The sequence below is a fragment of the Streptomyces sp. SD15 genome (assembly GCF_054462255.1).
Window position 1 is genome coordinate 1 of sequence record NZ_JBTLMO010000103.1, and the last position, 11,833, is coordinate 11,833.

An 11,833-nucleotide genomic window follows, 5' to 3' on the forward strand; every position below is an offset into this window, starting at 1 on the left:
AAGCCGAAGCCGAAGCCGAAGCCGAAGCCGAAGCCGAAGCCGAAGCCGAAGCCGAAGCCGAAGCCGAAGCCGAAGCCCCCGTCGGCGTCGGCGGCGACACGTGCCGCGTGGAGCGCACGCCCAACGGCAGCCGGTCCACCAGCGGCCGCTGGGCCATCCGCACGCGGGCGCGCTCGCTCACGTACGACGTTCCGTTGCGCGCGTCGAAACGCGCGGCCAGCGAAAGGGCGTCCCCGCGCGCGTGGACGGCGAGTTCCGCCGCGGTCCACGCGCGTCCGGCCGGTCCGGGCACGGTCCGCCCGCCGAGGCCGAGCTCGGTCAGCCGGTCCATGAGCAGGGCCGTTACGGCCATGAAGTCGAGCTTGCTGCGCGGGTCCCCGGAGTCGGTGAAGTAGGCCGGCCGCTCGGCGAGCAGTTCCAGGGCACGCGCCTCATTGCCGGAGAGCGCGCAGAACTCCACGTGGTCCGCGTACGCGTCGCGCATGCTCTCCATGGCGCGGACGAGCCGGAAGCCCCGCAGATGATGGGCGCGGGCCTCGTCCAGGCGGCCCAGGCGCAGCAGGGGGACCAGGGAGGACGCGAGGACGGTGTGCGGCTCGTGGGCGCACGTGTACTCGCCCTCCAGGACCGGGCGCCACAGCTCCAGCGCCTCCGCGTCCGCGTCGCACTGCGTCCGCCACCACCCCTGACTCTGCAGCTCGCACGCGTGGCAGTCGGCCATGGTGTCGCGGTCGGCGGCCAGCCAGGCGGTGTACGCCCGCTCGGCGCGCTCCAGGTCCCCGAGATGGGCGGCGACGCTGAACTCGGCCCCGCGCACGGCTCGTTCGGAGTGCCCGGCGAGCCGGTAGCGGTGCTCCATCTCGCCGAGCCACTTCTCTATGGAGGCGAGCGGAATGTGCGGCTGGTCCAGCATGCCGGAGGACATCCACTTGAAGACCCAGTGCAGCGAGTGGACCTCGTACTCGTCGAAGTCCTCCGGGCGCTCGTCCCACATGCGCAGCAGGCGCGCGAAGGGGACGAACATCTTGTCCTTCTCGGAGCTGTAGTTGTAGACCTGCAGCTGGTGTCCGAGCGCCTCGATCACGGCGAGTGGAATGTTCAACTTCTCGGCTTCGACGAGCAGTTGCTCCGCGCGCGCGTTGCGGGCGGGACCCTCCGGCTGCTCGTGGTTGTCCGCCATCGCCTGGCGCAGCGTGTCGAAGTCCATGGCCTGGCTCATCGGCGGTCGTCCTTCCCGGGATCGGTGTGGGTGGCCCACTCGAGGAGGCCGATGAACGCGCGGTTGAGGAGCGCCGAGTCCGCGGGCCGCAGGGGGCGCTGAGCCATCAGGAGGGCTTGTCCGTAGAGGGACTCCGTGGCGGTGCCTATCAGCTCCGGGTCGTTCAGCGAACTGATCCTTCGGATCAGTGGATTGAGATGGTTGAGCACCAGACGCGCGCGTGGAGCACTGCCGCGCAGCGACCCCAGGATGCCCGCCCACAGGTCGTCGGCCTGTTCCTCGGCCTCCGCGCGGGCCTGCTCGTGGCGGGCCGCCCGGTCGTCCAGGTGCAGGGCCGGGACCGAGAGCGGGTGGAAGGCGCGCAGCGCCACATCGCAGCCCAGAGGGTCGAGTTTGGCCCGCGCGGCCCCCAGGAAGGCGGACAGGGCCAGTTCCTCGGCCGGGTCGACCGCGTCCAGATGCGCCGTCACGGTCTCGGCGTCCAGCTCCGACACGACCGTTCCCGGACGCACCGACGGCAGCGCCTCCACCAGCTCGCTGTCGTAGGTGTAGCCGCCGTTGACGACGCCGATGCCCTGTGCGGAGGCGATGGGGGCGACCTGCCGGTACTCCTCCACGGTCCGGGTGAAGTGCACCACCGGGTGGCGCTGGGCGAACTCCTCCAGGGACAGCCGTCCGTCGGTCGTCTCGAAGGGCAGCCACGGCAGCATCGTCCGCAGCATCTCGCTGTCGTGCCGCGCCAGGGACTTCACCCCCAGGTAGTGCACGGAGAGGAAGGCGGCCAGCCGCTCCGGGTCGCCCGCCGCCAGCCCCGTCAGCCACGACCGGATGCGCTCGCCCAGGGCCTCGCGCACGGCCGCCAGGGTCTCGTCCTCGTACAGTGACTCGCGGGACGCGGTGGGCCGCAGGCTGTCCGTGTCCAGGACGCAGCGCACGAAGAACGCCCAGTCCGGCAGCAGCTGTTCGGCCCGCTCGGTGAGGAGCATGCCCTTCAGATGCACCCGGTGGCTCGCGCGCTGGGCGGGGCTGACCGCGGACGGCAGCACGTACGCCACGCCCCGGACCCCGGCGAGCGGCACGTTCAGGTCGATCGAGTCCAGCGGTGTGAACCCGAAGAGGTCGTGGCAGTGGCGGGCCAGGGCCACCCTTCGGGTGGCAGGGCTCGGGTATGCGCGGTCCCAGGGCGCCGGAAGGTCCGCGATCGCCTCGTCGCCGACGCGTACGTCGTACGGCAGCAGCGATCCGAAGTCCCGGGCCAACGACCGGACCCGCTCCTCGGCGAGCCATTCGCCGGCCCCCGCGCGCGCCACCAGGTGCACGGTCGTGCCCGGTTCGGTGCGGGCCTCGTGCGGCAGCGTCCGCACGGTGTACGAGCCGTCGTCGGTCGCCGTCCACTCCACGGGCGCCGCGTCGGGCGTCCGCGCGCTGCGGCTGACGACCTGGATTCGCTCGGCGACAACGAAACACGCCAGCAACCCGATGCCGAACTGCCCCAGGAAGTCGGAGCGCGCCGCCTGAAGGCCGTCGTCCCGCTTGGAACTGCGGCCGATCGTCGCGAGGAGGCTGTGCACGTCGGACTCGGTGAGCCCTACACCGGAGTCCTCCACGCGCAGGGTGCCCCCCGCGCCCTTTTCGACGTACACCCGGACCGTGGCAGGGGCGTCCGGCTGCTCGGCCCGCCGCGCGGTGATCGCGTCCACGGCGTTCTGCAGCAGCTCGCGCAGATAGACCTTGGGGCTGGAGTAGAGGTGGTGGGAGAGCAGGTCCACGAGGCCACGCAGGTCGACCTGGAACGTATGGGGTGACTGAGGTGTCTGGGATGACTGAGAAGTCTGAGAGTCCATCGTCGCAGCGCCGGTGGGGGGACGGGCGACGGCGCGGGGTCGGGCGGTCCCGGGGGACGGTGACCGCGAAGAGGGCCGGAGCGCGCCATCCTAGGCCCGGAACGACCGGCCTGACCAGCGGATTTCCAGGACGTATACGGCATTGTCAGTGGTGTGGTGTGCAATGGATCTCGTGCCCGCGCTCGATGAACCACTGAAGAAGGTGCTCGGTCCCCCCACCGCGAAGGTGATGGCCGAGCATCTCGACCTGCACACCGTCGGTGACCTGCTGCACCACTATCCGCGCAGATATGAGGAGCGCGGGCAGCTCACGCACCTCGCCGACCTGCCCATGGACGAGCATGTGACGGTGGTCGCCCAGGTCGCCGACGCGCGCCTGCACACCTTCGCCTCGTCCAAAGCCCCCCGCGGCAAGGGTCAGCGCCTCGAAGTGACCATCACGGACGGCAGCGGCCGCCTCCAGCTGGTCTTCTTCGGCAATGGTGTGCACAAGCCCCACAAGGATCTCCTGCCCGGCACGCGCGCGATGTTCTCGGGCAAGGTCTCCGTCTTCAACCACCGCCTCCAGCTGGCCCACCCGGCGTACGAGCTGTTGCGCGGCGACGGCGACGACGAGACCGTCGACTCCTGGGCCGGCGCGCTCATCCCGATCTACCCGGCCACCGCCAAGATGGAGTCCTGGAAGATCGCCAAGTCCGTCCAGACGGTGCTGCCCAGCGCCCAGGAGGCCGTCGACCCCCTGCCGGACTCCCTCCGGGACGGCCGTGGTCTGGTCTCCCTCCCCGAAGCCCTCCTGAAGATCCACCGCCCGCACACCAAGGCGGACATCCACGACGCCCGCGCCCGCCTCAAGTGGGACGAGGCCTTCGTCCTCCAGGTCGCCCTGGCCCGCCGCCGGTATGCCGACGCACAGCTGCCCGCCGTGGCCCGCAGGCCCAAGCCGGACGGCCTGCTCACGGCCTTCGACGCCAAGCTGCCCTTCACCCTCACCGAGGGGCAGGAGAACGTCTCCAAGGAGATCTTCGACGACCTCGCCACCGAACATCCGATGCACCGACTGCTCCAGGGAGAGGTCGGTTCCGGGAAGGCTCAACCCCTCGATTCCCTGGTGCTGACCCCGAGGGGATACCGGCCCATGGGTGAGATGACTGTTGGCGACATCGTCGTTGTGCCTACCGGCGAACTCGCGCCAGTGGACGGAGTCTTTCCGCAAGGCGAGCGCGACGTGTGGCGAATCGTGCTGTCCGACGGCAGCTCTGTCGAGTGCGACGACGAGCACCTGTGGATCGTTGGTACCAGCTGTGCCTGGGACCGAGGACAGTCGCCCAAGGTGATGTCGACACGGCAGATCAGACTGGATACGTATAAGGCAAACGGATCTTCAAAGTGGTACATCCCGCAGGCTACTCCGGTCGACCTCTGGAGCGACGCCGAGCCGCCGCTGGATCCCTATCTTTTCGGTCTTCTTCTTGGCGACGGCTCATTCCGGCACAATCTGCGGCTGTCAACGGTGGACGATGAAATCCGAGAGGCAGTCGATGCCGCTGTAGCCCCTGATTGCACGCTCGTGCCCGTGCCCGGTTCCAGGTGCGACTACATGGTTCATCTGGCAGGGCCCAAGGGCGGAGGGCGAAGGAATCCGGTGATCAGCACCCTTCGCTCACTCGGGCTCTGGGGCGTCACATCGCACGACAAGTTCGTCCCCTCGGAGTTCAAGAACACGACGATCAAGAATCGGTTGTCTCTTCTACAGGGCCTCATGGACACCGATGGGACTGTCAAGCCCAGCGGCCTCGACGCGTCATTCTGCTCTGCTTCCAGGCAATTGGCCGAAGATGTCGCCTGGCTGGTGCGGTCCCTCGGCGGCCGGGCGCGGGTGGTCCCAAGGAAGGCGGCTTACACCGTCTCGGTCGCGCTGCCTGACGAGTACGTGCCCTTCAGGCTGTCGCGCAAGGCGGCGTTTATGCGACCGCGACCGAAATACAACACCTTCCGGCGAGGAATCCGGACCGTAGAGTATGTCGGCAGGAAGCCGGTGCAGTGCATCAGCGTGGCTCATCCTGATCACGCATATGTGACAGACCACTTCACAGTGACGCACAACACGATGGTCGCCCTGCGCGCCATGCTCACCGTCGTCGACGCGGGCGGGCAGGCCGCGATGCTCGCGCCCACCGAAGTGCTCGCCCAGCAGCACCACCGGTCGATCACGGAGATGCTGGGGGAGCTGGCCGAGGGCGGCATGCTCTCCGGGGTCGAGCACTCCACCAAGGTCGTGCTGCTCACCGGATCCATGGGGGCGGCGACGCGGCGGCAGGCGCTGCTCGATCTGGTCACCGGTGAGGCCGGGATCGTCATCGGCACGCATGCGCTGATCGAGGACAAGGTGCAGTTCCACGACCTGGGCCTGGTCGTCGTCGACGAGCAGCACCGCTTCGGCGTCGAGCAGCGCGACGCCCTGCGCGGCAAGGGCAAGCAGCCCCCGCACGTCCTGGTGATGACCGCCACGCCCATTCCGCGCACGGTCGCGATGACCGTCTTCGGCGACCTGGAGACCTCCGTCCTCGACCAGCTTCCCGCCGGGCGCTCACCGATCGCCAGCCATGTCGTCCCGGCCGCCGACAAGCCGCACTTCCTTACGCGCGCGTGGGAGCGCGTGCGCGAGGAAGTGGAGAAGGGCCATCAGGCGTACGTGGTCTGCCCCCGCATCGGGGACGAGGAGGACGACCCGAAGAAGGGCAAGAAGAAGTCCCCCGAGGACGAGGCCGAGAAGCGCCCGCCCCTCGCCGTCCTCGACATCGCGGACCAGCTAGCCAAGGGTCCCCTCCAGGGCCTCCGGGTCGAGGTGCTGCACGGCCGCATGCAGCCCGACGACAAGGACGCCGTGATGCGCCGCTTCGCCGCCGGTGAGACACACGTCCTGGTCGCGACGACCGTGATCGAGGTCGGGGTGAACGTGCCGAACGCCACGGCGATGGTGATCACGGACGCCGACCGGTTCGGCGTGTCCCAGCTCCACCAGCTGCGCGGCCGCGTCGGCCGTGGCTCCGCCGCCGGACTCTGCCTCCTGGTCACCGAGATGCCCGAGGCGAGCCCGGCACGCCAGCGGCTGAACGCGGTGGCGTCCACACTCGACGGCTTCGAACTCTCCCGTATCGACCTCGAACAGCGCCGGGAGGGCGACGTCCTGGGGCAGGCCCAGTCCGGAGTCCGCTCCTCGCTGCGCATGCTCACCGTCATCGACGACGAGGAGATCATCGCCGAGGCGCGCGAGGAGGCCGCCGCGGTCGTCGCCGCCGACCCCGAGCTCACCGGACTCCCCGGCCTGCGCACCGCCCTGGAGGCGCTCCTCGACGAGGAGCGCGAGCAGTACCTGGACAAGGGCTGAGAGACCCCCGTGAGAGGCACCCCTCAGAGGAGGCTGACAGGCAGTACCCGGACCGAGGCTGAGAGACTGGGATCCGACGCACCACCAGCGCACCCGACCCCTACCACCAGCGCAAAGGACCCTCATGACCCGCGTGATCGCCGGCCGGGCCGGCGGACGCCGTCTGGCCGTCCCGCCGGGCACCGGCACCCGGCCCACCTCCGACCGGGCGCGCGAGGGCCTCTTCTCCACCTGGCAGTCCCTGCTCGGCGGCCCGCTGGAGGGTGAACGCGTGCTCGACCTGTATGCCGGCTCGGGCGCCGTCGGCCTGGAGGCGCTCAGCCGCGGCGCCGGCCACGCCCTCCTCATCGAGGCCGACGCCCGTGCCGCCCGGATCATCCGCGAGAACGTGAAGTCACTGGGCCTGCCCGGCGCCGAGGTCAGGTCGGGCAAAGCGGAACAGATCGCCCAGACGCCGGCGCCGGCGGAATCGTACGATCTCGCCTTCCTCGACCCGCCGTACGCCGTCTCGGACGACGATCTTCGCGAGATTCTGCTCACACTCCGAGCGCAGGGCTGGCTCGCGGCCCAAGCCCTCGTCACCGTGGAGCGCAGCACCAGAGGCGGCGAATTCAGGTGGCCGGACGGTTTCGACGCGATCCGGGCCCGTCGTTACGGCGAGGGGACGTTTTGGTACGGTCGCGCCGCCTCTACGTGCGAAGACGCACGATGACCGGACCGGAGAGCGAGGGACCTCAGTTGCGCCGCGCCGTCTGTCCCGGGTCGTTCGACCCGATCACCAATGGACATCTCGACATCATCGGCCGAGCCTCCAGGCTCTACGACGTCGTACACGTCGCGGTGATGATCAATCAGTCCAAGAAGGGCCTGTTCGAGATCGAGGAGCGGATCGATCTGATCCGCCAGGTCACCGCCGACTTCGGCAATGTCGAGGTCGAGGCCTTCCACGGCCTGCTCGTCGACTTCTGCAAGGAGCGCGACATCCCGGCCATCGTCAAGGGCCTGCGTGCTGTCAGCGACTTCGACTACGAGCTGCAGATGGCCCAGATGAACAATGGCCTCTCGGGCGTGGAGACCCTCTTCGTGCCCACCAACCCGACCTACAGCTTCCTGTCGTCCTCCCTGGTCAAGGAGGTCGCGACCTGGGGCGGCGATGTGTCCCACCTGGTGCCGCCGGTGGTCCTCGAGGCGCTCAAGGAGCGCCTGAAGAGGGACTGAGGTGGGACGGGGGAGGGGGCGAGGAACCCTCAAGGACCTGACAGTCCGTCACCCGGTGTCGGGCGGGGCGGGAGTGGTCGTACAGTCGACCCGTCCGTCTCCAACACAGCTGTAGAGAGTGGCGAGCACACGGTGGACGTGCAGAAGAAGCTCGATGAGATCGTATCGGCGGTCGGCAGCGCCCGTTCCATGCCCATGTCGGCCTCGTGCGTGGTCAACCGCGCCGAGCTGCTCTCGATGCTCGAAGAGGTGCGCCAGGCTCTGCCCGGCTCCCTCGCCCAGGCCGAGGAGCTCATCGGCGGCCGCGAGCAGATGGTCGAGCAGGCCCGCCTGGAGGCGGAGCGGATCATCGAGTCCGCGCACGCCGAGCGCGGCTCGCTGATCTCCGACACCGAGGTCGCCCGCCGCTCGCAGAACGAGGCGGACCGCATCCTCGCAGAAGCCCGCCAGGAGGCCGAGGAGGTCCGCGCCGAGGCCGACGACTACGTCGACTCCAAGCTCGCCAACTTCGAGGTCGTCCTCACCAAGACCCTCGGCTCCGTCGGCCGCGGCCGCGAGAAGCTCCTCGGCACCGGCCCCGGCACCGACGAGCAGGGGTACGAGGACGAGGACGCCCCCGAGCGCAGCCATGACCCCGAGACGCTGCGCCGCAGCGCCGACGACTACGTCGACGTGAAGCTCGGCGCCTTCGAGGCTGTCCTCGCCAAGACCCTGGAGGCGGTCGGCCGCGGCAGGCAGAAGCTGCACGGTCGGATCGCCAGCGACGACCTGGGCGAACTGGGTGGCTTCGAGGACGACGGCACCCCCGGCCGGCACACCAGCGACGCCGACTACCTGGCCGGCCTCGCCGAGCTCTCGGACGCCCCCGAGCGGCCCGCCCAGACCCCCGAGGTGCCGGCCCAGCCGTCCTACGGGCAACAGCAGGACGCCTACGCGTACCAGCAGCAGTCCGATCCGTACGGCTATCAGCAGCAGTACGCCCAGCAGGACGCGTACGGCTACCCGCAGGCCGACCCGTACGCGGCCTACCCGCAGCAGGGCTACGACCAGCAGCCGGCGTACGACCAGAGTGGGCAGCAGGCCTACGCCCAGCAGCAGACGCACGCCGGGGACCCGCAGGCGCATGCCCTGGACGAGACCAGCCTCTTCGACACCAGCATGATCAGCGCGGAGCAGCTGCGGGCGTACGAACAGGGGCGCGGCGGCCACTGAGGGCGGCGCTCACCGGCGCACGAGTCCGGGGCCGTACACCGGATTGGGCCGTGAGCGAAAGGTCCAGTATCCTGGCTCTTCGGTCGCGTGTACGTCCGCGATCAACGCTGCCCACGGAACACCAGGGGTGGCGTTCCTCGAGCTTCGAAGATCGAAAGCAGGAATGGCTCTGAACACCCGCCTCGACCACCGCAACCCTCTCGTGTTCGACACACACGAGCTGGGTCGGCGTCCTGGTGCGCTGCAGCGCTTGACCCGCGAGATCGACGCCCCCAAGGATCTCGGGATCCAAGGAGTCATCGGAGTACCGGAAGGCGCCCCGGTGGAGCTCGAACTCCGCCTTGAGTCGGTCATGGAAGGGGTGCTTGTCACAGGCACCGCCCGTGCACGGGCCAAGGGGGAGTGCGTAAGGTGTCTGGAGCCGCTCGAGCAGCAACTCGAAGCGGAATTCCAGGAGATGTTCTCGTACCCTGACGCCGACGACCGGGGCCGCGTAAAAGCGGAGCCGGCCGACGACGCCGAGGAAGACGAGGACACGCTCTTCATCGAGGACGGCCTGTTCGACCTCGAACCCGTGCTGCGTGATGCGGTGGTGCTCGCACTGCCGATGCAGCCGGTGTGCCAGGACGACTGCCCCGGCCTGTGCTCCGAGTGCGGAGCCCGGCTCGCGGACGACCCGGACCACCACCATGACGCCGTCGACATCCGTTGGGCGGCACTGCAGGGACTCGCCGGTTCACTCGAAGATGGCGAGAAGGACGAGATGAGCGGCGGCGCGCTTCCATCAGCGCACGCCGACGAGAAGCAGGAGAAGTAGCCGTGGCTGTTCCGAAGCGGAAGATGTCGCGCAGCAACACGCGCCACCGCCGGTCGCAGTGGAAGGCTGCGGTCCCCACCCTGGTTGCGTGCGAGCGCTGCCACGAGCCCAAGCTGCAGCACATCGCGTGCCCGGCTTGCGGCACCTACAACAAGCGCCAGGTCCTCGAGGTCTGAGCGGCTGGTGAGAGGTCTGATGTCTGACGCCAAGGCGGATTCAAACGCCAAGAACAAGGCGGACAACACAGCCTCGTCCCACACGCTTCTGGAAGGGCGGCTCGGGTACAAGCTCGAGTCCGCCCTTCTGGTGCGTGCGCTGACCCACCGTTCCTACGCGTACGAGAACGGCGGTCTGCCGACCAACGAGCGACTGGAGTTCCTCGGGGACTCCGTGCTCGGCCTCGTGGTCACGGACACGCTGTACCGCACCCACCCCGACCTGCCCGAAGGCCAGCTGGCCAAGTTGCGGGCCGCGGTGGTCAACTCGCGTGCGCTGGCGGAAGTGGGCCGCGACCTCGAACTCGGCTCCTTCATCCGGCTCGGCCGGGGCGAGGAAGGCACGGGAGGCCGGGACAAGGCATCCATCCTCGCCGACACCCTTGAAGCGGTGATCGGCGCGGTCTATCTCGACCAGGGTCTGGAAGCGGCGGGCGAACTCGTCCACCGGCTCTTCGACCCGCTGATCGAAAAGTCCTCGAATCTGGGCGCCGGCCTGGACTGGAAAACCAGCCTCCAGGAACTCACCGCGACCGAGGGGCTCGGCGTTCCCGAGTACCTGGTCTCGGAGACCGGCCCGGACCACGAGAAGACCTTTACTGCTGCCGCCCGCGTCGGAGGCGTCTCGTACGGCACCGGCACCGGCCGCAGCAAGAAGGAGGCGGAGCAGCAGGCCGCGGAGTCCGCGTGGCGTGCGATCCGCTCCGCCGCGGACGAACGCGCGAAGTCGGCCCAGGCCGCCGAGCAGGTGGCTCAGGCCGCTGAGCAGGCGGCCAAGGTCGCCGAGGGGACTGTCGACCCCTCGGCTCCGACGAGCGACCCGGCCACGGCTTGATTCCTTCGTAACCGCAGGGTCGAAACCCCGTCGTGGCGTCCGCGCCGCGACGGGGTTTCGAACATCTCCGTGACCCGTCAGCGTGATCCGTTTCCCCGGAGGAGCACCGTGCCCGAGTTGCCCGAGGTCGAAGTCGTACGGCGCGGCTTGGAGCGCTGGGTCAGCGGGCGGACCGTGACATCGGTCGAGGTGCGGCACCCGCGGGCCGTACGGCGGCATCTGGCGGGGCCCGAAGGCTTCGCGAAAGCGCTCACGGGACAGCGCGTCGGACCGGCCATGCGCCGCGGCAAGTACCTCTGGCTGCCCCTGGACGACTCCCCGTACTCCGTGCTCGCACACCTCGGGATGAGCGGACAGCTCCTGGTGCAGCCCGTGGATGCCGCGGACGAGAAGCACCTGCGCATCCGCGTCCGCTTCGACGACGCGCTCGGCACCGAACTGCGCTTTGTCGACCAGCGCACCTTCGGCGGACTCTCCCTGCACGAGAACACCCCGGACGGCCTTCCGGACGTCATCGCGCACATCGCCCGCGACCCGCTCGACCCCCTCTTCGACGATGCCGCCTTCCACACCGCCCTGCGTGCCCGCCGTACGACGATCAAGCGCGCGCTGCTCGACCAGTCGCTGATCAGCGGGGTCGGCAACATCTACGCGGATGAGGCGCTCTGGCGCTCCAAGGTGCACTACGAACGCCCCGCGGGCACCTTCACCCGGCCGCGCACCGCCGAACTCCTCGGCCACATCCGCGACGTCATGAACGACGCGCTCGCCGTCGGCGGCACCAGTTTCGACAGCCTGTACGTCAACGTCAACGGCGAGTCGGGCTACTTCGACCGCTCGCTCGACGCGTACGGCCGTGAGGGTGAGCCCTGTCGGCGGTGCGGAACGCCGGTGCGGCGGCGTGCCTGGATGAACCGGTCCAGCTACTTCTGCCCGCGCTGCCAGCGCCCGCCGCGCGTCACGCCGTAGCCCTGCGGAAGTCCTGAGCAAGTCCTGCGGAAGTTCTAGTACTCCAGCAGCGTTTCGCTATCTGGTCTGGTCAGAGGCGTCGTCCGGAGTGTAGTTGGCTGATGGTGTGTCAGGGG

At 69.2% G+C, this 11,833-nt stretch carries 9 protein-coding genes and 1 pseudogene; 8 read left to right on the forward strand and 2 right to left on the reverse strand.

Annotated features, from left to right (window positions below; translation table 11 throughout):
- Both ACX28W_RS43095 and ACX28W_RS43100 read right to left on the reverse strand, forming a co-directional pair.
- Window positions 1-1,219 (reverse strand): annotated as a pseudogene (locus ACX28W_RS43095) (tetratricopeptide repeat protein); the annotation flags it as partial.
- Window positions 1,216-3,063 (reverse strand): HSP90 family protein, encoded by a 1,848-nt coding sequence (locus tag ACX28W_RS43100; RefSeq protein ID WP_459005555.1) that lies wholly within the window; start codon window positions 3,061-3,063, stop codon window positions 1,216-1,218. The gene ACX28W_RS43100 and the pseudogene ACX28W_RS43095, both read right to left, overlap by 4 nt.
- 163 nt (window positions 3,064-3,226) lie before the next feature.
- On the opposite strand from ACX28W_RS43100, the gene ACX28W_RS43105 reads away from it, so the two are divergent.
- The 8 genes from ACX28W_RS43105 to mutM all read left to right on the forward strand — a co-directional run bounded on the left by ACX28W_RS43105 (window position 3,227) and on the right by mutM (window position 11,717).
- The gene (locus ACX28W_RS43105) at window positions 3,227-6,451 is read left to right on the forward strand and encodes a helicase-related protein (protein WP_459005556.1); all 3,225 of its coding nucleotides are present in this window, start codon (window positions 3,227-3,229) and stop codon (window positions 6,449-6,451) included.
- 124 nt (window positions 6,452-6,575) lie between these two features.
- Entirely contained in the window at window positions 6,576-7,163 is a 588-nt protein-coding gene (gene rsmD, locus ACX28W_RS43110) for a 16S rRNA (guanine(966)-N(2))-methyltransferase RsmD (protein ID WP_459005557.1), read from the forward strand.
- A gap of 26 nt (window positions 7,164-7,189) precedes the next feature.
- The gene (gene coaD / locus ACX28W_RS43115) at window positions 7,190-7,669 is read left to right on the forward strand and encodes a pantetheine-phosphate adenylyltransferase (protein ID WP_362070825.1); all 480 of its coding nucleotides are present in this window, start codon (window positions 7,190-7,192) and stop codon (window positions 7,667-7,669) included.
- Window positions 7,670-7,801: 132 nt separating this feature from the next.
- Window positions 7,802-8,881, forward strand: coding sequence for an ATP synthase F0 subunit B (locus ACX28W_RS43120; protein WP_459005558.1), 1,080 nt, complete (start codon window positions 7,802-7,804; stop codon window positions 8,879-8,881).
- A 163-nt stretch (window positions 8,882-9,044) separates the two neighbouring features.
- Complete coding sequence (locus tag ACX28W_RS43125; RefSeq protein WP_459005559.1) at window positions 9,045-9,698, forward strand: YceD family protein; 654 nt, start codon at window positions 9,045-9,047, stop codon at window positions 9,696-9,698.
- 2 nt (window positions 9,699-9,700) lie between these two features.
- Window positions 9,701-9,874 carry a 50S ribosomal protein L32 gene (gene rpmF, locus ACX28W_RS43130; RefSeq protein ID WP_006139588.1) on the forward strand — a complete coding sequence of 58 codons (174 nt, stop codon included), beginning with the start codon at window positions 9,701-9,703 and terminating at the stop codon, window positions 9,872-9,874.
- Between the two features lie 19 nt (window positions 9,875-9,893).
- A complete protein-coding gene (rnc, locus tag ACX28W_RS43135; protein ID WP_459005560.1) occupies window positions 9,894-10,748 on the forward strand; it encodes a ribonuclease III in 855 nt (284 codons plus the stop codon).
- Window positions 10,749-10,856: 108 nt separating this feature from the next.
- Complete coding sequence (gene mutM, locus ACX28W_RS43140; protein ID WP_459005561.1) at window positions 10,857-11,717, forward strand: bifunctional DNA-formamidopyrimidine glycosylase/DNA-(apurinic or apyrimidinic site) lyase; 861 nt, start codon at window positions 10,857-10,859, stop codon at window positions 11,715-11,717.
- The last annotated feature ends 116 nt before the right edge of the window (window positions 11,718-11,833 follow it).